The sequence below is a fragment of the Nocardia abscessus NBRC 100374 genome (assembly GCF_000308455.1).
Taxonomy (GTDB): Bacteria; Actinomycetota; Actinomycetes; order Mycobacteriales; family Mycobacteriaceae; genus Nocardia; species Nocardia abscessus.
In genome coordinates this window covers 46437-68766 of record NZ_BAFP01000064.1, presented here as the reverse complement: position 1 = coordinate 68766, position 22330 = coordinate 46437, and the positions used below count along the sequence as shown (strand labels likewise).

General features: G+C 68.2%; 21 protein-coding genes. 5 read left to right on the top strand and 16 right to left on the bottom strand.

The genetic code is table 11. The features are described from left to right. Window positions 1–454: 454 nt before the first annotated feature. The 4 genes from ON19_RS12645 to ON19_RS12635 form a co-directional block, all read right to left on the bottom strand. Window positions 455–1069, bottom strand: coding sequence for a hypothetical protein (locus tag ON19_RS12645; protein WP_043690483.1), 615 nt, complete (start codon window positions 1067–1069; stop codon window positions 455–457). A 207-nt stretch (window positions 1070–1276) separates the two neighbouring features. Then, entirely contained in the window at window positions 1277–1909 is a 633-nt protein-coding gene (locus ON19_RS12640; RefSeq protein ID WP_043690480.1) for a VOC family protein, read from the bottom strand. Between the two features lie 162 nt (window positions 1910–2071). Further along, a complete protein-coding gene (locus tag ON19_RS40125; protein WP_227954868.1) occupies window positions 2072–2368 on the bottom strand; it encodes a hypothetical protein in 297 nt (98 codons plus the stop codon). Window positions 2369–2690: 322 nt separating this feature from the next. Beyond that, entirely contained in the window at window positions 2691–3326 is a 636-nt protein-coding gene (locus ON19_RS12635; protein WP_043690476.1) for a PadR family transcriptional regulator, read from the bottom strand. 123 nt (window positions 3327–3449) lie between these two features. Between ON19_RS12635 and ON19_RS12630 the strand changes: the two genes are divergently transcribed. Continuing rightward, a complete protein-coding gene (locus ON19_RS12630) occupies window positions 3450–3839 on the top strand; it encodes a nuclear transport factor 2 family protein (RefSeq protein WP_043690727.1) in 390 nt (129 codons plus the stop codon). A gap of 227 nt (window positions 3840–4066) precedes the next feature. Here ON19_RS12630 and ON19_RS12625 read toward each other — a convergent pair whose 3' ends face one another. Next, window positions 4067–5266 (bottom strand): esterase/lipase family protein, encoded by a 1200-nt coding sequence (locus tag ON19_RS12625; protein WP_043690474.1) that lies wholly within the window; start codon window positions 5264–5266, stop codon window positions 4067–4069. A 358-nt stretch (window positions 5267–5624) separates the two neighbouring features. Here ON19_RS12625 and ON19_RS12620 point away from each other — a divergent pair, with 358 nt between their 5' ends. Together ON19_RS12620 and ON19_RS12615 are read left to right on the top strand one after the other, a co-directional pair. Further along, entirely contained in the window at window positions 5625–6236 is a 612-nt protein-coding gene (locus ON19_RS12620) for a YdcF family protein (protein WP_051168796.1), read from the top strand. 43 nt (window positions 6237–6279) lie between these two features. Continuing rightward, window positions 6280–7344 carry a fused (3R)-hydroxyacyl-ACP dehydratase subunits HadA/HadB gene (locus ON19_RS12615; RefSeq protein ID WP_043690472.1) on the top strand — a complete coding sequence of 355 codons (1065 nt, stop codon included), beginning with the start codon at window positions 6280–6282 and terminating at the stop codon, window positions 7342–7344. Here ON19_RS12615 and ON19_RS12610 read toward each other — a convergent pair whose 3' ends face one another. The 4 genes from ON19_RS12610 to ON19_RS12595 are packed head-to-tail and all read right to left on the bottom strand — an operon-like array spanning window position 7345 to window position 11416. Then, window positions 7345–8397 (bottom strand): LLM class flavin-dependent oxidoreductase, encoded by a 1053-nt coding sequence (locus tag ON19_RS12610; RefSeq protein ID WP_043690469.1) that lies wholly within the window; start codon window positions 8395–8397, stop codon window positions 7345–7347. A 41-nt stretch (window positions 8398–8438) separates the two neighbouring features. Next, a complete protein-coding gene (locus ON19_RS12605) occupies window positions 8439–9467 on the bottom strand; it encodes an alpha/beta hydrolase (protein WP_043690465.1) in 1029 nt (342 codons plus the stop codon). Next, a complete protein-coding gene (locus ON19_RS12600; RefSeq protein ID WP_043690461.1) occupies window positions 9464–10414 on the bottom strand; it encodes an acyl-ACP desaturase in 951 nt (316 codons plus the stop codon). Before ON19_RS12600 ends, ON19_RS12605 begins: the two co-directional genes overlap by 4 nt. Window positions 10415–10471: 57 nt before the next feature. Continuing rightward, on the bottom strand, window positions 10472–11416 hold the full coding sequence (locus tag ON19_RS12595; protein WP_227954869.1) for an RsbRD N-terminal domain-containing protein: 945 nt from the start codon (window positions 11414–11416) through the stop codon (window positions 10472–10474). 653 nt (window positions 11417–12069) lie between these two features. On the opposite strand from ON19_RS12595, the gene ON19_RS12590 reads away from it, so the two are divergent. Beyond that, a complete protein-coding gene (locus tag ON19_RS12590) occupies window positions 12070–13620 on the top strand; it encodes an acyl-CoA carboxylase subunit beta (protein WP_043690457.1) in 1551 nt (516 codons plus the stop codon). 216 nt (window positions 13621–13836) lie between these two features. On the opposite strand, the gene ON19_RS12585 is transcribed toward ON19_RS12590, so the two are convergent. The 7 genes from ON19_RS12585 to ON19_RS12555 all read right to left on the bottom strand — a co-directional run bounded on the left by ON19_RS12585 (window position 13837) and on the right by ON19_RS12555 (window position 21732). Then, window positions 13837–14418, bottom strand: a complete 582-nt coding sequence (locus tag ON19_RS12585; RefSeq protein ID WP_157229680.1) for an Rv1733c family protein — start codon at window positions 14416–14418, stop codon at window positions 13837–13839. Continuing rightward, a complete protein-coding gene (locus tag ON19_RS12580; protein ID WP_051168795.1) occupies window positions 14400–15059 on the bottom strand; it encodes a TetR/AcrR family transcriptional regulator in 660 nt (219 codons plus the stop codon). The genes ON19_RS12585 and ON19_RS12580 overlap by 19 nt, the downstream gene beginning before the upstream one ends. Window positions 15060–15264: 205 nt before the next feature. Next, window positions 15265–16209 (bottom strand): Sco1979 family transcriptional regulator, encoded by a 945-nt coding sequence (locus ON19_RS12575; protein ID WP_043690452.1) that lies wholly within the window; start codon window positions 16207–16209, stop codon window positions 15265–15267. A 93-nt stretch (window positions 16210–16302) separates the two neighbouring features. Then, a complete protein-coding gene (locus tag ON19_RS12570) occupies window positions 16303–17247 on the bottom strand; it encodes a Sco1979 family transcriptional regulator (RefSeq protein WP_043690450.1) in 945 nt (314 codons plus the stop codon). Window positions 17248–17667: 420 nt separating this feature from the next. Continuing rightward, window positions 17668–18732 (bottom strand): fused (3R)-hydroxyacyl-ACP dehydratase subunits HadA/HadB, encoded by a 1065-nt coding sequence (locus ON19_RS12565; protein ID WP_043690448.1) that lies wholly within the window; start codon window positions 18730–18732, stop codon window positions 17668–17670. 188 nt (window positions 18733–18920) lie between these two features. After that, complete coding sequence (locus tag ON19_RS12560) at window positions 18921–20324, bottom strand: lipase family protein (RefSeq protein WP_043690445.1); 1404 nt, start codon at window positions 20322–20324, stop codon at window positions 18921–18923. Window positions 20325–20556: 232 nt separating this feature from the next. Next, a complete protein-coding gene (locus ON19_RS12555; protein WP_043690441.1) occupies window positions 20557–21732 on the bottom strand; it encodes a lipase family protein in 1176 nt (391 codons plus the stop codon). 345 nt (window positions 21733–22077) lie between these two features. On the opposite strand from ON19_RS12555, the gene ON19_RS12550 reads away from it, so the two are divergent. After that, window positions 22078–22320: a hypothetical protein gene (locus tag ON19_RS12550; RefSeq protein ID WP_043690438.1), complete on the top strand. Its 243-nt coding sequence runs from the start codon at window positions 22078–22080 to the stop codon at window positions 22318–22320. Window positions 22321–22330 lie beyond the last annotated feature (10 nt).

Below are 22330 nucleotides of genomic sequence, written 5' to 3'. Positions count from 1 at the left end.
CGATCACAGAAGCCGCAAGGGTGCACCCGCACGACAGCGTACGGTCCCGCCTGTGCGGCATCCCAGCAGTTCATCGCCGACCATTCGCCGAACACCCAGTGCACGGGTCACCGGAGGAGAAGTCCCTGCGGCTCGGTCGGCGGCCTGCTCACGAAGCGGCGCGTGCCCGTCGTCCGCAGCGACCTGAGCTACCTGCCGATCGCGGGCGCACTATCGAACTGCGGGAATCGGTACTACCGAGTGCGTGGTGGGCAGCAGCGGACGCAAGCGTCGCCTACGGCAGGCCGACTGATCGGCAGATCATCATGGCGTGCAGCGGTCCGCTGGGAAGCGAGATGATCAACCCCTTGTACCCGCCGCAGGCCGGCTCACGCGCGAGTGCCGGGGGTTACCTGATCTCAGCCGATTCGTGGTCGTGCACGCTGCCCAGTTCCGGCCGCCGCTCGGTCGTTCTTCACTGGTGCACGATGCTCTTGGCGCCCACCATGCGCACCAAGCTGAAGATCGGGAGACCGATCACCAAGTGTTCGATCCCGGTGGAGAGACCCACCCAGAGGTCGCTGGACAGTGCCAGTGGGATGATCACCGCCGCGGCGGTGAGGATTCCCACGATCCAACTGAAGAACAGCTCCGGCGAGGGGGTGCCGAGGCGCAGCAGGTACCAGAGCACTCCGGCCAGCAGCGCGCAGATGAAGGCCACGACCGCGAACCAATACGCGTCCTGGGCCATCGGGTTCCACACCCCGAAGCTGCCACTCTCGGTCACCCGGTGGGCGATGATCTCGATGATCCAGGCGCACAGCCAGGCCGCCAGCGCGGTGACCACCGCCGTCGCGATCACACCGCCTGCGAACATGCCGATGTTGACGTCCGGCCCCTGCTGCGGCCGAGACTGCCGGTCCGGATATTCGGACTGCTGATACGCGCCGGGTTCTTGACCGTACCCGGAACCTTGGCCGTATCCGTGATCTTGGCGGTACCCGTGATCTTGGCCGTACCCGGGATCACGGTAATTCCCCGGCTGGTAACCGGATTCATAACGTGCGGTGTGCTGGTCGCGCGGATCCATGGGGTTCAACCGCCGATCACCTCCGTCGAAAGCGTGCGTGTGCGTCGAGTGTAGGGCCAGACCGAGCGACCCGCTGCCCGCCTACCCAACTCCGCTCGGCCCGCGACCCCGCCACTGACCCACGCCGCTCCCTCGGAACGAAACCGCTGCCTCGCAACACGCTTACACCTGCGACAGCTGGACAACCAGACAGCTCCTCATGCCGACTCAGGCGGAGGCGGCCTCCCATGCGAACCCGTCCGGGTCGGCGAAGGACCCGATATCCCCGCCGATGACGATCCGATGCGACCCGCTGCCTTCCGGGGCGACACCGGCGTCCTTGGCGGCGGCCCGGCGGCCGTAGAGCGCCAGCTTGACCGCCGACGACGGGGCGTCGAACTCGACGTACTTGCTGCCGAAGCTCTTCGCCACGCTCAGGCCACGGTCGAGATAGAACTGCTTGGTCGCCTTGACGTTGTCGACGCCGAGGAGCACCACGAAATCATCGATCTCCCGGGTGGCCGGGCCGGTGTCCTTCTTCGCCGACGTCGCGATCTTCCAGATCGCGCCGTCCGGAGCCTGCACCACGCCGCCGTAGCCCCAGAAGCTCTTCTTGGCCGGCTTGAGCGTCGTCGCGCCTGCGTCGACGGCGGTGCCGATGAGGCTGTCGACGGTGCTCGGCTGAGACACCACGAGCGAGAGGATGAAGCCGCGGAACCCGCTCGTCGGCGCCTCGGAGGCGCGCACGCGCACTTTGTCGCCGAGACCGAACGCGGCGGCGTAGAAGGCCTCGGCGGCAGAGGGATCGGCCACCTCGAGCATGACGGACTCGATAGTGGGCTGGTCAGTGGTGATGTTCATGGCAGTAACGCTATGCGCTGCTCGGTACGCGGCGCTTCTCGATTCCTGATCAGTGTGGCGAGCCACCTCGATGCACTCGCCGCAGCAGGCCGCCCATACCGTTGTTGGGCGCCACCTGCCGGACGCGAGCCGACGACCGCCTGGCATCGATCTTCCGTCCGTTCACGATTCCGGCGGGAGAAGGGGTGCGGCGAACACTTCCTCGAGCGGGGTCGGGCCGGTGTAACGACGGCAGTTGCAGCCGACCCACTCTCGTAGGCCGTGGGTGCCTTTACGGGAGACCTCGGCGTGACACTTGCCTGTCGCACGGTCGTGCAGCGCCAAGTCGTGACCGCAACCGCAGCTCGCGGGAAGTTTCTTCTCCCCCGACCGAACTCGCCGCCGATGCCCGAAGCGGCCACATATCCAGCCGACGCCGAGCAGGCCGGCGCCGACTGCAAGACTCAGGGGGTCCAACATGATTGCAGTATACGTATACGCATAGCCGCAGTCACCGGATCGCGGCCTCGAACAGTCACCTGATCGCTTCCCACCTACGCGGCCACTCCCCTCCTCAGTCCCGATTCGAACTGAATTGCCGCGCTTGGCCGTTCGCTTTCGGTCCAGCAAGCGATCGAGAGATGGTCGACGAGTTCGACTGCCCGGTGACCCAGCCGGTGAGCATGCCGCGAGCGAGTCCACCGATGCCCGCTCCGATATGGCTCGCATCGAGGCCACGGATCACCCTGGAACCAGTCGGGGTGTACGAGCAGGATGGCGAGCTGCGGCTGTTCGTGGCGATTCAGGCAGAGGTGATCGGGTCCGAATCGGCGGACGCTCGAGGCGAGCGCGAGTCGGTCTCGGGGTGGCGCTGCTCGGCCTGCGCCGCGATGCGCCGGTCGATGACGGAGAGGGCGAACGCGCTCCAGCGAATGTTCTCCTGCTCGAACGAGATTCCGCGCAGCAGGGTGAGATACGGGCCGATCCGTTCGACCTCGGCCAGGTACGCCTGTTCACTGCGCCCGTCCAGCAACCGCGACCGCAGGCGTTCGTAGCGCGCCAGTTTCGTCTTGGACCATTCCATTCGCTCCGCGACGGCGGCGCGGACGGTGGACGCGTCCTCGCCGTCCATGCCCTGCACCTTGACCATCATCTCGTCACGAATGGCGGTGGGCTTGGCGGGCTCGGCGATGAATTCGTGCAGCGCATCCCGGCCTGCGGCGGTGATGGCGTGCAGACGCTTGTTGGGGCGGCGTTCCTGCTGGACGACACGGGTCTCGATGAGTCCGTCGGTCGCCATCCGGTCGAGCTCCTTGTACAGCTGCTGCGGCGTGGCCATCCAGAAGTTCGCGACCGAGGCGTCGAAGCTTTTGGCCAGGTCGTATCCGGACGCCTCGCCCTCCAGGAGCGCGGCGAGCACCGCGTTGCGTAGCGCCATCGCCCCAGGTTAACACAGGAGATGACTATACAATTCCTTGTTTACTCTGCTCTAGACGAGTAGCGTTCACGTCGCTAATGTTCCACAAACATACTCATAGAATTGACTATGAAAGGTGCGGACATGCATCCCTTTCGTGAAGCGGTCGAAGCACGTGACGAAGCGGCCATCGAGGCGCTGCTCGCCGACGATGTGGTGTTCACCAGCCCGGTGGCGTTCAAGCCGTACCCGGGCAAGGCGATCACCGCGGCCATCCTGCGCGCGGTGATCCGGGTGTTCGAAGACTTCCGGTACGTGCGTGAGATCGCGGATGCGCGCGGTCGCGATCACGCTCTCGTCTTCGAGGCCACCGTCGACGGCAAGCAGCTGACGGGATGCGATTTCCTGCACTTCGACGAGCACGGCAAGATCGACGACTTCATGGTGATGGTGCGCCCGCTGTCGGCCGCGCAAGCGCTGGCCACCCGTATGGGCGAGCAGTTCGCACGCATCGAGTCCGAAGCTTCTACGTAGTGGAGCCACACACCCCCGAATACGCCGAGGCCCACCGAGCGGCGGGTGCGAGGGTCCGCTCGGTGGGCACACCGCCACGCGCCGGGGACGTGCGCGCCGGGACGGAGGCGGGTTGAGGGATTCCGTCCGGCGGGCAGGAACGCGTGGCGGGCGGTGCTTCCGTCGAGCGAGCGTGCGAAGTAAGGGCACATGCCACGCCGCTCGACGGAAGCAGGTCTATCCGGAGATCACAGCGAGCCTCCGCCGCCGAGCAACCACGGGTTGAAGGTGCATTCCAGATTCGGATGACCGGCGGGGTCGAGCGCACGCAACGCGATGGACAGCGCCCGTGGCGAGTACATCATCGTGAGGTGGTCGGACACGTCCTGCTCGCATCCGTCCTGCAGGGTGATGTTCTGCACCGTCACGCCGGGCGCGGGCTTCAGGAAGGTCAGATCGTAAGGATTGGTGATCTCGTCGTAGCGGGTGCCGACGACGGTGTAGTCGACGCCGGAAACGGTGTCGCCGTTCTCGTTGAGCTTGTTGACGAAGTCCGAGCCGATGGTCTGCTGGATACCGGCGTGCCCGACGAAGATTTCGATGAAACCGAGGATGTCGATACCGAAGTTGTTGATCGCCCTGCCCAGCGCACCGATGCCGATCAGGCTGGTGCCGTGATGCGTCGCGCCGTAGGTGACCAGGTTCTTCACCTTGGCCGCGCCGCCCTCGAACTTGGTGTACCAGTTCGACATCGACCCGCCCTGTGAATGCGCGACGATGTCCACCTCCGGCGCCCCCGTCGCGGCCAGCACCCGATCGATGAAAGTCGCCAGCTGCTCGGCCGAGTCCTGAATGTAACCGGTGCCCATCACGCCGGGCAGTACCGAGCCGAGTCCGCCGCCTTCGAGCAGGTTCGACCGGCCGTAGTTGAAGGTGTAGGTGCAAAAGCCGGCGTCTTTGATCGGCTGGCCCATGTAGGCGAAGCCGTTGTAGGCGTTCATCCAGGTGCCGTGCACCAGAACCACCGGGCGCGGATGCTCGGCGGTCGGCTTGCAGTTCCAGTCGTTGGTGCCGGGCGGCGCGACGTCGGGATGGGTCAACCCGTAACCGAACGCGGCCAGCCACGAGGTCATCGGCGGGCCGTATCCCACGGTGTCGCTGGCGTAGCCGCCGGCCGAGCCCGAGCTGCTGCCCGACCCGCCGTAGCAGTCACCGGAACCGTTGCCCGACCCCGCGCCGCTGCCCGAGGTGCACGCCGAGCCGGTGCCCGCACTGCCCGAATCCGCCACGGGTGCCACCTTGCGGCCCGCCGCGATGTAATCGGCCAACTGCTGCTCGCTCGGCTGCGCCTCCGGCGCCGCGTTCGCGCCGGTCGCGCCGACGGCGAGCACCGACACGCTCAGCAGCACCGCCGCCAGGGACGAGCGCCCGTAGGTACTTCGTTTCATCAGTTGCCTTCCTGCAGAACCACAGTGTTCGACCAACGGCGCCGTTCTCGCTGGTAGACGGCACCGAAGCTGCGCCAACGCTAGAACCGGAAAACCAGGCCGCCTACGCGGAACGGCTGGATCTGGAGACCTCACGAATGCGTTTGTCGCGGCTAGGGATACGACACAAAGGGTGCGGAAAAGACAATTCACACAATTCGGCGCAAAGGTTCGACAGCACAAGTCGACGGCACGGAAACGGTGAATTATCCAGATCACCAAGCAGTTACGGTTTCGCAACGGCCTGCGGCCGCATCATGGAGGGACGCTTCACCCCAGCCATCGGTGGCCATCCGGTGGCTAACCGCTTGGAGATCTCGTGTCCGCCACCCTGGTTCCCCTCGCCCGCACCTTGCTGGGCACGCTCGCGGTCGCCGCCGCGCTGACCCACCTCCCACACGCGTCGGCGGAAGGCCCGGGCTCCGCCGGCGCAGGCCCCGCGACCGCCGTCCTTCCCGCGCTCGTCCCGGCGCCATCGCCGCCACCGACGGTGCACGGCCCCGTGACCGCCATCGTCGTACTCGGTTACGGCCTGCTGCCCGACGGCGGCATGCGCCCGGAACTGATCGACCGTCTGCACGCCGGATACCTGCAAGCCCTGCTGGCGCCCCTCTCGCCGATCATCGTGACCGGCGGCAACGCCCGCAACGGCGTCACCGAGGCGCGGGCCATGGCCGACTGGCTGATCGGCCGCGGCATGCCCGCCGCCCGGATCCATCTCGAACCGGAGGCCGACACGACCGCCCAGAATGCCGCGCGCTCGGCCACGATCATGCGCGCGATCGGCGCACGCGACGCCGTGGTGATCACCTCGGCCGACCACATCGACCGCGCGGTGGGCACCTTTCACGACGCCGGGGTGGACGTCGTCGGCGCCGTGACGCCCGAGCAGGTGCCCGCGCAGATCTGGCGGTTCGGCCCGCTCGCCTGACGAGAGCCGCCATCATCCACCGTTTCGCAATACAGGAGCAATCATGAACGAGACCGCGCTGAATCCGGCCGATCAGGCGAGGTCGCTGGTCGACCACCGTTACCGTTCCACTTTTCGATACGAGGTGGAACGAGAAAAGATCCGCGAATTCGCCCGCGCCGTCCAAGATGCCCATCCGGCGCATCGAAGCGAGTCCGCTGCCGCCGAACTCGGTTTTCCCGGGCTCGTCGCGCCCGCCACGTTCAGCTCGATCATCCTCACCCGGGTGCACCGCGAAATTCTGGACACGCTGATCACCGGCTACGATCCGACCCGAATTCTGCACGCGGACCAGGTTTTCGACTTCGGCAGGCCGTTGGTGGCCGGCGACCGCGTCACCTGTGACATCTATTTCGAATCGTTCCGGCACTTCGGCGACTACGACGTGCTCGCGATCAAAAGCGTGCTCATCGACCAGCACGGCACCGTGGTGCAGACCGGTTCCAGCGCGCTGCTCGCCCGCGTCGGCGGGCGCGATCCCGGATTGGCCGACGCCGTGCGCAAAGTCGCCATGGACGATCGAGCCCCCGCCGCCCCGCGACGAGCCCGGGGCAGCGCCGTCGTCCCGGCTGCCGCCGACTATCTCTCCCCGACGCCCACCCGCCGCTCTCCGCGACCGGTCGTCGACTTCGCCGATCTCTCCGTAGGCACCGAGCTGCCCGTTCGCACCATGCGGCTGTCCCGCGGCGACCTGGTCAACTACGCGGGTGTGACCGGCGAATCCAATCCGGTGCTGTTCGACGAGCGGGTCGCGCTCGCCAGCGGCCTGCCGACCGTGGTCGCGCCCGGCATGCTGAAACTCGGCCTGGCCACCTCGTTCCTGACCTCCTGGCTCGGCGACCCCACGGCGGTCACCCGATTCCGCGCGCAGTTCGCGCACAATACCCACCACCTGCGCATCCCACCGTTGGGCGCCGCGACGATCCAGTTCCGCGGCCGGGTCGCCTCGACCGATCCGCGCAGGCGGCGGGCGACCATCGCGGTCGACGCACGCGCCGACGGACGCAAGCTGTTCGGCTACGCCGCCGCCGAAGTGCTCTTCCCGCGGGCGGTTACGGCCGCGGTCTGATCAGGCCGCCGTGCCGGGCCGCGCGTCGGCTCGATCGCGCTCCCCGGTCGATCCACGCAGGAGGCCGACGACCAGCGCCAGGCGGCGATGCGACGCCAGCCGCGCGGCGCGATCGTAGGTGCTGGTATGCACGAGGATCTCGTCGGCGCCGGTCCGGCTGACCAACCGCTCCAGTTGATCGGCGACCTCGTCCTCGGTGCCGTACAGGCTGCCACGCAGGCCCTCGTCGAAAATTCGACGTTCCCGAGCGGTCATAGTGCGGGCCTCGATCTCCGAGGGCGGGATCAGGGGCGGGAACTCGCCACGGGTGCGCGAATAGACGGCCGCCCACGCCTCCGGCAGCAGCAACCGGTGCGCCTGCGCGGTGGTGTCGGCGATCACGATCGATCCGGAGACCACCACGTAAGGCGCGGCGCCCGGCAGGGAGGGGCGGAAATCCGCGCGATAGCGCTCGATGGCCTCGACCATACGGTCCTCGCCGCCGACCGCGGCGATCACCAGCGGCAACCCGAAGCGGGCCGCGCGTTCGGCGCCGGACCCGGTGGCCAGCAGGAACGCCGGAACCCGCAGCCCTTCGGCGGGCCAGGCGTGCACACCCTGCCTGCCCTCGGTGAAGTAGGCCAGCAGCTCGGTGAGCTGTGCATCGAAGTCTTCCGCGGCGCGCTTGTCGTGTCCGAGCGCGCGCCGCACGCCGTCGGTGAATCCGACCGAGCGGCCCAAGCCCATGTCGATGCGTCCCGGAAAGAGGGATTCCAGCACTCCGAACTGTTCGGCGACCACCAGCGGCTGGTGATTGGGCAGCATCACTCCACCCGTGCCGATCCGGATCCGGGAGGTCGCGGCAGCGGCGGCGGCCGCGAGCACGGTCGGCGCCGAACCCGCCACGCCGGGCACACTGTGGTGCTCGGCGACCCAGAAGCGGTGATAGCCCCACTCCTCGGCGTGCCGGGCGAACGCGACGGTCTCCCGCAGCGCGGCGGGATGGCTCTCGCCGCGCCGGACGCGCGAGCGGTCGAGGACGGAGAACCGGATCGAGGACAGCGGCGCGGACACGGTGGTTACAACGCACCGGCGCCGCGCTGATTCCGCGCCGCTCAGGAGGACGTGGCCACGCCCAGCGCCTGGGCCAGCACCCGCCACGCCTTCGGCAGCTGCGCCTGGAAATCCGGCCAGGTGTGCATGCCCTCCGCGGTGTACTCCACGGTGGCGGGAATCTTCAGCTCGTCCAGACGCGTGACGAACCGCTCGGTGCACGCACGGGCGCCCGCCTCCAGCGCCGCGCCACCACCCGCTGTCCGCAGCGCCTCCGCGATCGTCGGGGAGTTCGCGACCGCCACCAGATCGGCGCCGGTCGGCACTCCGGTGGCCGCCGAGAGGTAGATCGCGGTGCCGCGCAGCGCTTCCGCTTGCAGCAGGCTGTCGTGCGCGGCCCATTCCGGCGAGGTCGGCGGGCCCCACAGATTGTCCACGTTGCCGCCGCGCGAGGCGACCGTGATGGTGGTGACCGCGTGACCGAGCGGGTCGGCGGTGGAATAGCACCCGCTCATCCCGGCCACGGCGCGATACCAGCCGGGATGGCGCTGGGCGAGCATCATCGCCGCCTGTGCGCCCATCGAGACGCCGGCGATGGCGCGACGCCCGTCGGTGCGCAGCAGCGATTCCACGATGGGCGGCAGCTCGGTGGTGAGGAACGTCTCCCAGCGGTTGAGACCCAGGGCGGCGTCGTGCCGGGCCCAGTCGCTGTACATGCTGCCGGTGCCGCCGCCGGTCAGCACCACGTCCACCGGTTTGTCCGCGAAGAACTCGGCGGCCCCGCCCTTGGTCAGCCACGCCGAGGTGGCGTCGCCGTCGACGCCGTCGAGCAGATACAGCACCGGGCGCGGCGCCTCGCCGCTGCCGCGCAGCACCTCGACGGTGATGACCCGGCGCATCGCCGCCGAGGCGATGGACAGCCGTTCCCGCCCTGGAGCGACCCGCTCGGTCGAGAGCAGCCCCGTGCGGGTCATGGCCGGATCGACCGCGGGCGGCGGGGTGGGCGGCACCGGATCGGCCGGCACGGGGGCAGCGGTGGTCACGGCGATGAGGGCCATCGCCGCCACGGTGATCGGTACGCGCAGACTCATCCTGCCGCGGCAGCCCGTTCCGCTCGTCTGGCCGCCGCGCGTTCGCGCTGCTCCTCGAACCGCCGCGCCCGGATCTCGAGATCATCGAGGTAGGCGTGCAGCTCGTCGCGGGCGCGTGCACCGTCGCCGGTCAGATCGGTCCGTTCGAAGACGCGCCACGCGCGCAGGACCGGACGCACGACCACGTCGAGATGCTGACGCAGGTCGTAGATGCCGTGTTTCGCCAGCAGCACCGCGTTGCGCCGAAAGTTCGGCTGGGTCACCCCGGGCATCTGGAAGCGGGTGACCACGCTGGTGATCGCGCGTAGCGCTTCGTTCGGCACCAGGTCCAGGGCCGCGGCGCTGATGTTCCGGTAAAAAATCATATGCAGGTTCTCGTCGGCGGCGACACGCTGCAGCATACGCTCGGCGATGGGTTCCTCGCAGGCCGCTCCGGTATTCCGGTGGCTGATCCTGGTCGCCAACTCCTGCAGTGTGACGTAAGCCACTGAACACAGGAACACTTGCTCCGCGTCGGGTTTCGCGAAGCCCGAGGTCATGTGCGCCATCCGCGCCTGCTCGAGCAGCACCGGATCGACCGCGCGAGTCACCACCAGGTAGTCGCGCATCACGATGGCGTGGCGGTTCTCCTCGGCGGTCCACCGGCCGACCCAGGTGCCCCACACTCCGTCCAGGGAGAACGATTCCGAGATCTCCCGGTGATAGGACGGCAGATTGTCCTCGGTGAGCAGATTGGTGATCATCGCGGTCTGCGCGACCTCGGAAAGCCCGGATTGCCCCGGCTCCCAATCAATTCCGCCGAGGGCCGCGAAATTGCGTCCGTCGTCCCACGGCACGTAATCGTGCGGATTCCATGACGTCGCCTTGCGCAGATGATCATTGAGCAGGCGTTCGGCGGTGGGCTCGAGCTCACGCAGAATATCGCGATCGGACAACGCGGTGGACACTCGCACTCCTTTGCTCACCCTCGAGATCAGGGCACAGTCGACGATACCGGCGAAAGGTCAGGCCGACCGGCCGATTACGTGATCGTTGGGCGCGGTGATGATGGCCATGTGGCCCGCCTGGGGCAGCTCACAACCCGTTGTCTCGCCGGCGTCGGCGACCGGATACAGCCCAGCGGGCCTGCCCGCCGCCCGCAACCGGTCCAGCAGGTCGTGGGCGCGGCCGGCCAGTTCGGGGATGCGCGCGGTCCGCCCGGCGGCCACCGCGGCGGTCAACGGCACCTCGGCGGCCTCGCCGAGGATGGCCAGCACGTCCTCGGTCATGCTGAACATGCCGGTGCGGGCGGGCACGTCGTCGATCGGCACCAGCACCGTGCCGCCCGCGGCGGACAGCACCGACAATGCCCGGGAGCCGAGCGGATCGGCCAGCGCGGCCTGGACCCGGCGGAGTTTGCGCCGGGCCGCGTCCGCCCCCGCACCGGGTCTTCGCTCGTCCGGGTGCGCGGGAATGCCCAGCGCCACCACCTGATACGACCGGGCGATCGGAATGCCCGTCGCCCTGGCGAGCTCGCCGACCGCGTGTCCGCCGAGCAGGGCGGAGACCAACGTCTGGGCCGCGGTCTGATGCTCCCGCGCGACCGCGCGATGCTCGTCCACATAGGCGGTCGACGCCGCCACGGTCACCATTTCCAAGACGTGCACCGCCAGCCGGGCACCCGCGAGAAATTGGTCGGTCTGCTCGTCGGCGACCTCGTCGGCGAGGAATTCCAAACCGTTGCGGATTTCGTCGTGATACGCGCCGAGCACCGTTTCCAGCGCGATGCCCTCCCGCGCCCAGCGCGAGGCGAAACCGGCGATTTCCGGCGGCCGTACCGCCGCGGGCGCCGGACGCGGAGCCAGCAGTTCGACGGCGGCCGCCAAACAGTTCCGCGCGGTGGTCGCGACATCGCCGGACGCGTCGTGGCCGGAACGCTCCGCCAGGTGTTCGACGAGTTTCGATGTCAACGTCTCGGTACTCGTTCTCGGCTGCCTGCCCATCATGCCTCCCGAAGGTTAGCGACGGATCGTGATGGAATCGAGATATGTTCGGCCGAATCAGGTAAGTCATCAGCGGCCGCCCGACCTGTTGGGCGGAATCACAAGCGTTCGAGGCGATTTCGGGAGTGCCGAGCCCGGTACGGAGAGAGCTGCTGCGGCACCGCGGTTTTCGGATCCGGCTCTGGCCGTCGCGGACGCGCCGATTTCCGGAAGTATCGGATCGAACCCCGGCCGTCTCGAACGCACCGATTTGCGAAGTATCGGATCAATCCCGGCCGTCTCGAACGCACCGGTTTGTGAGGTGTGTGACGCAGCGCCGTCCGCGCATTTCCGGCGCTGCGTCGAGATCACCCTAGATCCGTTCGCCCCGCCCTGAGAAGCCCCCGCCGACGCCCTCTGGACGGTTCATCGGCACCCGTGCCCATGATTGGGACCTCGCACAAATCGTGTCGGCGCCCCGGCAGAGGGTACCGGTGTCATGAGCCGAGAGCCAGGAGAGTAAACCTGTGAGGTGTCCCATGAGATCTTCTGAACGCCTGTGCGGCGGACAGCACCGCCGATAGCATCGAACGCCGCGCTGCCGCACGGCGTCGCGACGAGTTCGAAGGACTACACCATAAATGAGCGGTACGCGAGAAAAGCTGGACGAGCTGCGGGGACTCCTGGAGCTCGCCGAGGAACCAGCCGGCGAGGCCGGCATCGCGAAACGCAAGAGCAAGGGCATCCCCAGCGCGCGGGAACGGGTGCGCGCACTGCTGGACCCGGGCAGTTTCGTCGAGATGGGCGCCCTGGTGCGCCAGCCCGGCACCTCCGGAGCCATGTACGGCGACGGTGTGGTCACCGGCCGGGGCCGGATCGACGGCAGGCCTGTCGTGGTGATCGCGCACGATCAGACCGTCTTCGGCGGATCGGTCGGTGAGATGTTCGGCCGCAAAGTCGCCAAGGCGCTGGATTTCGCCACGGCCAACGCCTGCCCGGTGGTCGCGATCAACGACTCCGGTGGCGCCCGCATCCAGGACGCGGTCACCTCCCTGGCCTGGTACGCGCTGATGAGCCGCCGCCAGGAGCGGCTGTCGGGCTTCGTGCCGCAGGTGTCGATCATGCTGGGCAAGTGCGCGGCCGGGTCGGTCTACGCACCGGTGAACACCGACATCCTGATCGCGACCGAGAAGTCGTACATGTTCGTCACCGGCCCCGAGGTGATCAAGGAGGTCACCGGCGAGGAGGTGACCATGGAGGAGCTGGGCGGCGCGCAGGCGCAGGCGGCCAACGGCACCATCCACCACGTCGCCGCCACCGAGCAGGAGGCGTTCGACTGGGCCAAGACCTATTTGAGCTATCTGCCGTCGAGCTGCCTGGAGCAGGGCCCGGTCGTCAACCCGGGACTGGAGCCGCAGGTCACGCCGCACGATCTGGAACTGGACTCGATCGTGCCCGATTCCGATCGGGAGGGCTACGACATGCACGAGATCCTGCTGCGCCTGTTCGATGACGGCGACTTCCACGAGATCAGCGCGACCACCGCGCAGAACCTGATCACCGGTTTCGCCAGGGTGGACGGGCGCAGCGTCGGGGTGATCGCGAACCAGCCCCTCGTGCTCGGCGGCGCGATCGACGCGAAATGCTCGGACAAGGCGACACATTTCATCCGGCTGTGCAACGTCTTCGGATTGCCGCTGATCTTCGTCGTGGACACCCCCGGTGTGCTGCCCGGCGTGGAGGAGGAGCGCAGCGGGGTGATCAAGCGCGGCGGGCGGTTCTTCCGCGCGGTGATCGAGGCGACCGTCCCCATCGTGACCGTCGTGGTGCGCAAAGCCTACGGCGGCGGCTACGCGGTGATGGGCTGCAAGCAGCTCGGCGCCGACATCAGCCTGGCCTGGCCCACCGCGCGCATCGCCGTGATGGGTGCGGAGAGCGCGGTGAGCATCGTCGGCAAGCGCCGGCTCGCCGAGGTGCCCCCGGACCAGCGTGCGGCCGCGCGGGACTTCATGATCGAACAGTACAACGCGACCGTCGCCACGCCGTGGATCGCCGCCGAGCGCGGCTACATCGACGCGGTGATCGAGCCCTCGCAAACCAGGCTGGAGATTCGCCGCGCGCTGCGCCTGCTGCGCGAGAAAGAGGCGAGCGCCGAACCGAACCCACGCAAGCACAGCCTCTTCCCGGTCTGAGCAGCCCTGCGGTCGCCTTAGGTTGTGTCACAACATAACTGGGCTTACGTGGTGGAATTTCCGGTGATCCGCGGGGAATCGGGCGGTCCGGCACGCCGATGCCTTAATCTCGGAGGCAGTGCCGGGCCGCTTCGTTCGCCGCGATGTGGTCCGGCACGCGACGTGCCCGCTGTGCCTGTTCCCTACCCTCGCCCGGCGGGCACGCCGCACCGAGGCTCAGCCGTGGCCCCAGGTGAGATCGGCGGCCACCCACTCCGACTCCCATTGCCGTAGCCGCCGCCGATCGAGTCCGCGGCGAACCAGCAGGTAGCTGCCCGCGAGCACGACCGAGACACCCAACACCGCACCGGCGGTGAGCATCACCGCCTTACTGGCGGGCTGGGTGGCCGACGGCGGCTCCACGATCGCACCGGCTTCGTTCAGCCAGATCGGCACGATGGAACCCGGCTCCACCACCGTGGTCGATTGATAGTCGCCGGTGCGCTCCACGCCTTCGGCGTCCTTCCACGACACCCGCGCGGGTATCACCGGCGCGTACAGCGGCGCCTTCCCGGCTTCGACCACGGTGGCGTCGACCTGGCGCAAGCGCGCCGTCTCGGCTTGCACCACGGCCGTTTCCACGCGATACACCCGGCCTCCGACGGTGACCGCCAGCACGGGAACGACGATCAGGAACACCAGGGCGAGCAGGACCGCCACCCCGGTCTGCACGCGGTCTTCCCTGCGGCGCAGCGGGTTTCGGTCCAGACCGACGCGGCGGCACGTCCGGCGGTACATGTTCACCGACGGGGTAGACATGACGGTGACTCCTCGTTACGGAATTCGGCGGTGAGGATGACGAGGGTGTCGAAGAACTCTTCGACGAGGCCGGGCAGACCCATCGGATCCGGACCCGCGGCCCAGCTCTGCAGCGCCGCGAGCAGCATGCCCGCACCGGCGCCGACAGCGACGGCCGGACGTGGATCGGTCAGCGGATCGACGCCGAGCCGCACCGCGATGATTCGGACCGATTCGCGCTGTCCCTCGATGCGGATGCGCTGATAACCGGCGAACAGTTCGGGTTCGTCGTCGAAGCGCTGGAACAGTGCCCAGCGGCGCGCCAGCAGCGCCGCGCGGGAGCCACCGTACTCGGCGGCGAGCCAGTCGTGGACAGCGTTGCGATAGGCGATCAGGGGCGGTTCGGCTGGGGGACGACGGCGCAGCGCCTCGTTGAACAGATGGACGTCTTGATCGACATCACCGAGAATCGCCGCCTCGATGGAGGCGAAATGCCTGCTGAACGTGCGCCGGGTGACACCGGCGCGCAGCGCGATGTCCTCGACGGCCACCGCGTCCAGTCCGCGCTCGGTGAGCAGGTCGAACGCGGCGCGCGACAGCGCCTCACGGCTGCGCCGAGTGCGCAGCCGACGGCCGTCCAGACCGACACCGTCGTCGCCCATGAGCACATGATACCTCTTATTGTCCCGACGGGACAATACTTTGCCCGACCCCGGCATGCGCATCACCTCGCCGAGGAAATGCCCGATCCGGGCAGGTCGAATCACCCCGCCGCGCCGGAACTCGGCGTGTCACGCCCGGCGTTTCCGCCCAGGGCGGCCGATCCGCCGCAAGCGCGCAGCGGTATCCCGCCGAGGCGGAATCCGGTCATCCCCGCATGCGGTCCACGGGTTCATCGACGGTCGGAACGACACCGTCGCGCAGGAGCTGGAGCAGCTCGCGGGAATGCTCCGGCGGCGGCGCGAGCACCAGAAGCTGGTTCAGCACCGCGTAATACACATCCAGGTCGGCGATCTTGTCCAGATAGAGTGCGCTGGTCAGCTGCTGGAGATAGACGATGTCGGGCAGATCGGCCTCCGCGAAGCGCAAGATGGTGAACGCCCCGTCGGTGAGCGCCGGACCGCCCACGTCGTCGGCCAAGATCTGGACGGTGATGTTCGGCTGGGCCTCCATGCGCAGCAGATGGTCGAGCTGGGCGCGCCAGACGGTGGAGCCGCCGATCCTGCGCCGCAGCGCGGCTTCCTCGATGATCACCCAGAGCTGGGGCGGATGCGGGCCGGTGAGAATGTCCTGCCTGCGCATCCGCAGCGCGACACGACGCTCGATCGACTGCTCCGACTCGCCCGGATGGGACAGGGTGAGCAGCGCGCGGGCATACTCCGGCGTCTGCAGCAGCTCCGGGACCGCGCGCGGTTCGTAGCTGCGGATCCGGCGCGCCGCCTGTTCCAGCCCCAGGTAGGTGTCGAACCACTTCGGCAGCCAATCGTTGTCCCGCGCCCACCAGCCCGACGCGTTCGCCTGCTTGGCCAGTTCCAGGTATCGCTGCCGCTCCTCCGGATCGGTCACTTGGTAGAGGTTGAGCAGGTCGACCAGATCACGTTCCCGGCAACCGGTGCGCCCGAGTTCCAGCCTGCTGATCTTCGAATGCGACCCGCGAATGGCCTCGCCCGCGTCCTCCCGGGTGAAGCCGCGGGACTCGCGCAGACGACGCAGGCGACCACCCAGGACCATGCGTAGGACCGTGGGCCCGCCACCGGGCACGGGATTGGCACCGGCCGGCCCGGTGTCCTGTCGGGGCTTCGAAGCACGCATGCCCCGAGTCTGCCATGGACACCCAGTCGTTATCCATGGTCGAAAGTCCCTGTACGGACTGGTATTCGGGTTCGGCCAGGTCCGGCATTCCGGTCAGAACCGACCCGAGGGCCGCTCCACGATGTGCGGCTCGCGCTCGCGCAAGACCGCGACGAGTTCCCGGGTGTACTCCGGCGGCGCGGCGTGCACCGACAGCAGATTCGCCACCGCGCGGTAGGCCGCGAGATCGGCGTCCTTGTCCAGGTACAGCGCGCCGGTGAGCTGCTGGAGATACACGATGTCGGGCAGATCCGCCTCGGCGAAGCGCAGCATGGTGAACGCGCCGTCGGCCAGCGCGGGGCCACCGACATGGTCGGCGAGCACCTGCACCGTGATGTTCGGCGCCTCCGCCGCCCGGAGCAGGTGCTCGAGCTGGGCCAGCCACACCTGCGATCCGCCGATCCTGCGCCGCAGCGCGGCTTCCTCGATGATCAGCCACATCTGGGGCGGGTCCGGCCTGGTCAGGATCTCTTGGCGGCGCATACGCAAGGCCACGCGCCGCTCGATGGACTCCTCGTCCTCGTGCGGGTGCGCGAGCACGAACAGTGCGCGGGCGTAGTCGGGAGTCTGCAGCAGCTCCGGGATGACCCGCGGTTCGTAGCAGCGGATCAGCTGCGCGGCGTGTTCCAGCCCGAGATAGGTGTCGAACCACTTCGGCAGCCAGTCGGTGTCGTGATGCCACCATCCCGAGGTGTTCGCCTGCTTGGCCAGGCGCTTGAACTCGGCGCACTCCTCCTCGTCGGTGACGCCGTAGAGCGCGAGCAGATCGACCAGGTCCCGTTCCCGGAAACCGGTACGCCCCAACTCCAATCGGCTGATCTTGGAGTGCGAGCCGCGGATCGCCTCGCCCGCTTCCTCGAGCGAGATACCGCGCGCCTCACGCAGCCGCCGCATCCGCCCGCCCAGGATCATCCGCAAGGCGGTCGGGCCACCCTCCGCAACCGGAGTCGTTGCGCGAGCGATGGATTCGTTTTGAGGCCGCACTACCGAAGCACGCATGCACCGAGTCTCGCATGCGCCGCGCCCACACTCCAGCACCGCACCCGCCGAATCGCAGTGAATGCGCAGGTGTAAGCACATCCGCAAGATCATCGACAGCAGCGTTGTGACACCTGCTCGGCTCCGGCGAGGCGGCGCTGCGTGTGCTCGACGCCGACGCCGCGCCGGTCCCCGACGACCTCTCGGCAGCGATGGAACGCACCGACGTGAGGATCGGCGATCGCGCAGCGTTCCGCTCTCGCCCGCAAGCCGCGGAAACGGCATGCCTGCCCGGTGTTCACCACGGCAGACGACGGCCAGGTCCGGATACGTCTGGACACCCGGGATGCCGCGATGGCCCGGTCTTCGGCGTGCGATCTCCTGTACGCCGCCGCGACGGCACTGGCACCCGCGCTTCCCGCTGAGGCCGGGCAGACCGGTTCAGCGCAGCAGCACGTCCGCCGTCGCGCGACCGAACAATTTGCGCTCACCACAGGTCGCGGTCAACGCGATGGTGGCGGCACGGCGATCGGGATCCAATTGCTTGACGCGGCCCTGGAATTCGATCGTGCTCGCCTTCGCCGCCTGGACCGGGGCGAAACCGGCGAACCGCACCCCGTACCGCGTCACGGCGGCCGGATCACCGAGCCACGACGTGAGATATCCGGCGCCGAGGCCCATCGTCAACAGCCCGTGCGAGACCACGTCGGGCAGACCGGCGCTGCGAGCGACCACGTCGCTGAAGTGGATCGGATTCGAATCACCGGACACCCCCGCGTAATTCACCAGATCACCACGAGAGATCTGGACGGCGCGCGGCGCGAGTTCCATGCCGACGGACAGGTCCTCGAAAGCGGGAACGGTTCGCGGCGTCCGCGGCTCGTCGGGCGAATCCGGCTGTGCCGTCTCCTCGAAGCACTCGATGAGACCGCTCTCCTCGCCGGTGCTCCGCGCGGCCGCAGCGTCCGACCGGTCGGTGGTCGACTGACCGGTCATGATCACGCCCTCGACCGCCGCGCGCAGATCGGCGGCGATGTCCACCCCGGTCTGCGCCACCGCCGTGGTGTGCGCGGTCTGCAACACTTCCTTGTACTGGTTGCTCAGCACGTTCTTGGTGACCATGAAGTCCTTGTCACCGAACTGCCGGAACGACTCGATGTAGGAGTCGCACCGCACCTCGTCGCCGGCGACCATCGGCCGGTGCAGCTGGATGGACTGTTCGGTCTGCAGCACCTGGCCGAGGTCGTAGCCGCTGAGCACGGACTCGAACATCTTGCGCTGCATCAACATGAGGACGATCGAGGAGAACGTCAACGGCGCGACGAGCCCGTCGAAGCCCAGCCGCAGTGCGGCGTCCTCGTGCCGGTGCGCCGGATGGCCGTCCTGCAGCGCTCGCGCGAACTCCCGGATCTTCTCGCGGCCCACCTCGTACGGGTCGGTCAGGCGGTAGTGCCGCCCGACCAGTGCCTTGGCCTGTTCGGACGCGGTGGTCGTGATGTCGTTCATGTGCCTCTCTCGAGAATCGGGCGTCACCCCGCCCAGACCGGCACACGGTACCGAAGCCGCGACGACGCCGCACAGCACCCTCGCCAGAGCTGGGCATACGAACCGACGGGTCGAAGGGGGACACACAGTGTTCATCGCGATCGCAGGCCCACCGCGTTAACCTGCGCCCTCCCGGCGCCGTCACACGGTCAGCACTCGTCGGGCGCCCGGACCCCCTGCAGCCTGTCGTCCAGCCAGACCATGGCCTCCGGATAGCCGAGCGCTCCCGCGATGATGTGCTCACCGAGCACACTACGGTACACAGCGGGTACCCCGAGACGGCACTGCTCCAGATAGAGATTGCGCGCGCCCTCGGCCGGGATCCAGAACTCCTGCTCCCCGTTGTAGATGTACAGCGGAGTCGCCGACCGCATGCCTGCCATCTTGGTCACCCGATAGATGTCCGCGGCCAGCGCGGAATGCAGCGGATCCGGGAAGTTCGCGGCGATGTCGATCGGCAGCATCAGCAGGCCGATCGCTCCGTAGCTGCTGCCGCACATGTTCTTCACCGGCGAGGTGGCCACCCACTGGGCGAGATTGTTCATCCTGGCCAGGATCTCCGGCCGCTCGCGGCCGATTCCGAAGACCGCGCCCATGAATATCGCGGAGGCGAGATTGCCGTTCATGCTGCGCGCCAGGATCTCGTAGTCGGCGGGCACCCCGCCGAGCGCGGCGCCGACGATCACGTCCGCCAATTCCGGTGCGTAGCCGTCGATCAACTTCACCGCTCCATGCGTCGCGATCGCGCCGCCGGAATAGCCCGCGAGACCGAACTTGGCGGCGCCGAACTCCTCCGGCAGCAGATTGCGCACCGCCCTGATCGAGTCGAGCACCGCGTGACCGGCCACGAACGGTTCGGCGTAAGCCATCGACGGACCCTCGTGGTCCGGGATCAATACGGCGTAACCGCGCAGCGCCGCCACGTGTGTCGTGGGCGGCAGGAAATCGGTGAAGCTGGTGTCCGGGTTGAGCCCGTGCGCGAGTGTGTATCCCGGTGTGCAGGTGCGCCCCAGGGCGTCGATGGGCAGATTGTTCACCACCACCGGTCGAGGCCCTCGCCCCGGCCACGGGGCGGCGGGAACGACCAGCGTCGCGGTGGCATATGACGGCCCGCCGTGCGCGTCCGCCGTGCGGTATTTCACCAGCTGCGCGCGCTGGATCGGCATCAGCATCAACGGCGCGGTCGTCGCGGTCACGTCGCGCACCTCGATGACCTGCCCCTCGGCCAGTTCGTCCAGATTCGCGGGCCGCAGGTCGAAGATCGGGTCGCCGACGGCGGAGGGCAGCGCGGCCGAGCGCAGCGCCGCCAGCGACGGCGACAGCGTAGTCGCCTCGTGCGCAGGGAAATTCGGCTCCGGCAGCGGCGCGATCGGCGGTGGCGGGATCACCTGATCGATGAGCTGTTGCAGGCCGGGCAGCAGGCCGCCGCGCGGCGGTAGCGTGCCCGACACATCGGGCAGCGGCGAGGCGGGCGGCGGCTGCGCGGCGGCGGGGACAGCCAGAACCGAACTGGCGGCGAGCAATGTCACAGCAATGGCACGCGAAATTCTCATGGCACACGCCTCTGGGTGCGAACGGCAACGTCGTCTGGCACCCGGGCGCTCTGGCCGCGACCCTCGAAATGTCCCCTGTCAGACCGAGAGCCAGGACGTCAGGCTACGTCAGCGCCCGTGACTGGACGCAGTAAAGCGTCCGAGTTGTGTTGTCGCGTATCCATATCGCAACAACCGGCCGAGACCCGTATCCGGAGAACGGGTCCCGGCTCGGCCGTCCGCGTAGCGTCGCTCAGCAATTGCTCGGCGCGGGCTCTCCCCGGAAACGGGCGTCCAGCCAGTTCAGTGCCGCGGGAATGCCGAGCACTGCCGCGGTCAGATGGTCCGGAACCGGGATCTCCTCGGTCTGCACCTTGGCACCCGCGGCACACCACCGCTTGTCGGTGTTGACCACCGAGTCGATCGGAATGAGCCCATCGATGGGCGAATGCCATTCGAACACCGGCATCTTGGGCACACCGTCGTAGAGTTCGAGGCTGTTCTCCTCGACCACGGCGCGCGCGGTGTCGTCGTTGATCATCGAAGTCGTCTTGGCGAAGTCCAGCGCACCGCGACCGGCCCCCGTCGAGAGGATGTCATTGGTGCAGCTGTTGGCGATCTGCGCGCGGGCGGCCAGGCCACGCTCGTTCAACTGGTCGCTGAGCGGGAAACGCGTCGGATACTCGCGCTCGAGCCCGAATCCGGCGGCGAATGCGAGCCCGAACACCGGGTGCGGATTCAAGCCGAGCCCCTCGAGCATCTTCACCAGATTCATCGGCACGCCGCCCATGGCCGCGCCCGCGATCTCCAGCTCCGGTGCGTACTTCGGCTGCAGAGCCGCCGCCCACGCGGTGGCCATTCCGCCGCCGGAGTATCCGACCATCGCCACCGGGCTGCGCTGCACCCCGAGTTCGGCGACCTGCTTCACGGCGCGAATCCCGTCGAGCGTGATCTGCCCGCCGAGCTTCGCGGCGCCGTAGGCGAAATTCGGCCCGAGATGGTCGGGCAGCGCGACGCTGTAACCGCGCGCGAGCAGGACGTTCCAGCCCGGCGCCTCACGCACGACCAGATTCGGGTCACCGGTGTAGAGCACCCGTGAGACCGAGCATTCCGAGCCGAGCCCGTTGATGATGTGCTGGAACGACAGCAGCGGCCCGTCGGCGCGGTGCGACTTGGGCGTCAGCACCGTGGTGGTCGCGGCGATCGGTTTGCCCTCCGAGCTCGTCGACCGGAATCGGACCACGGTCACCGTGGTCTCCGGGAAGATCGCCAGCGGAGGCATCACTCGGGTGGCGATCAGGTCGCCGGGCTTGCGGTCGGCGATGTCCGCCGGTGTCGCGTAGAAGGGATCCGGATCGGGCTCGGGGTACAACGGTGCGCTGGTTGCCGCACCGGCCATGCTCGCGACCAGCGTCAGGCCCGCGGCCATCGCTCCGATCGCACGTGCGAGACGTCGTCGCCCCACTCCCCTACCCAGCGAACGTGGGCCCTGACTCATCGACGTGTGCCTCCTGAATCGTTCAACGCTATGAAGCAATCCTTGGCAACATCACGCGTGCAGGACACAACTCGACGCGATCATGTTGACAATTCACAAGTTTGGGGTGACCGGACGGTGATCGCGGCGCGCCCCGGCTGGTGACTGTACCCCACCGACCCGGGTCCGTTCTGTGACATTTCCAGCCGATAACCTGGAACATGTTCTCACCAGTGACGGCCCTCTACCGTCGGTCCTACGGCGCGGCTGCCGCGCCGGCCGGAAGGAGACGGTGGCATGGACGGCACTGCGCGCAGACTCGCTGACCGCGACGACACCCAGGACCCGCCCACCCAGCGGATCACCGTCTACTTCGACGGCCCCACTCCCGACGACGCGCTGATCCTCGAGTACGCGGCGACTCACACCGAAGCGTGGGAGTTCACCTCGGCCGCCGCACACGCCGGGCTCACCGTCACCGTCGACGGCCAGGTCCGTCCCGGCCTGCGCAGGCTACCGTGCCGATCGCTCTGGCGCTGAGTACGCGGGC

What these genes read in the sequence shown, in the direction of transcription:
- ON19_RS12640 (WP_043690480.1), bottom strand. Translation starts at nt 1,909, where the DNA reads ATGAACATCACCACTGACCAGCCCACTATCGAGTCCGTCATGCTCGAG.
- ON19_RS12605 (WP_043690465.1), bottom strand. Translation starts at nt 9,467, where the DNA reads ATGAGTCTGCGCGTACCGATCACCGTGGCGGCGATGGCCCTCATCGCC.
- ON19_RS12575 (WP_043690452.1), bottom strand. Translation starts at nt 16,209, where the DNA reads ATGCGTGCTTCGAAGCCCCGACAGGACACCGGGCCGGCCGGTGCCAAT.
- ON19_RS12615 (WP_043690472.1), top strand. Translation starts at nt 6,280, where the DNA reads ATGAACGAGACCGCGCTGAATCCGGCCGATCAGGCGAGGTCGCTGGTC.
- ON19_RS12560 (WP_043690445.1), bottom strand. Translation starts at nt 20,324, where the DNA reads ATGAGAATTTCGCGTGCCATTGCTGTGACATTGCTCGCCGCCAGTTCG.
- ON19_RS12645 (WP_043690483.1), bottom strand. Translation starts at nt 1,069, where the DNA reads ATGGATCCGCGCGACCAGCACACCGCACGTTATGAATCCGGTTACCAG.
- ON19_RS12635 (WP_043690476.1), bottom strand. Translation starts at nt 3,326, where the DNA reads ATGGCGCTACGCAACGCGGTGCTCGCCGCGCTCCTGGAGGGCGAGGCG.
- ON19_RS12625 (WP_043690474.1), bottom strand. Translation starts at nt 5,266, where the DNA reads ATGAAACGAAGTACCTACGGGCGCTCGTCCCTGGCGGCGGTGCTGCTG.
- ON19_RS40125 (WP_227954868.1), bottom strand. Translation starts at nt 2,368, where the DNA reads ATGTTGGACCCCCTGAGTCTTGCAGTCGGCGCCGGCCTGCTCGGCGTC.
- ON19_RS12585 (WP_157229680.1), bottom strand. Translation starts at nt 14,418, where the DNA reads ATGTCTACCCCGTCGGTGAACATGTACCGCCGGACGTGCCGCCGCGTC.
- ON19_RS12555 (WP_043690441.1), bottom strand. Translation starts at nt 21,732, where the DNA reads ATGGCCGCGGGCCTGACGCTGGTCGCGAGCATGGCCGGTGCGGCAACC.
- ON19_RS12590 (WP_043690457.1), top strand. Translation starts at nt 12,070, where the DNA reads ATGAGCGGTACGCGAGAAAAGCTGGACGAGCTGCGGGGACTCCTGGAG.
- ON19_RS12580 (WP_051168795.1), bottom strand. Translation starts at nt 15,059, where the DNA reads ATGGGCGACGACGGTGTCGGTCTGGACGGCCGTCGGCTGCGCACTCGG.
- ON19_RS12570 (WP_043690450.1), bottom strand. Translation starts at nt 17,247, where the DNA reads ATGCGTGCTTCGGTAGTGCGGCCTCAAAACGAATCCATCGCTCGCGCA.
- ON19_RS12630 (WP_043690727.1), top strand. Translation starts at nt 3,450, where the DNA reads ATGCATCCCTTTCGTGAAGCGGTCGAAGCACGTGACGAAGCGGCCATC.
- ON19_RS12550 (WP_043690438.1), top strand. Translation starts at nt 22,078, where the DNA reads ATGGACGGCACTGCGCGCAGACTCGCTGACCGCGACGACACCCAGGAC.
- ON19_RS12565 (WP_043690448.1), bottom strand. Translation starts at nt 18,732, where the DNA reads ATGAACGACATCACGACCACCGCGTCCGAACAGGCCAAGGCACTGGTC.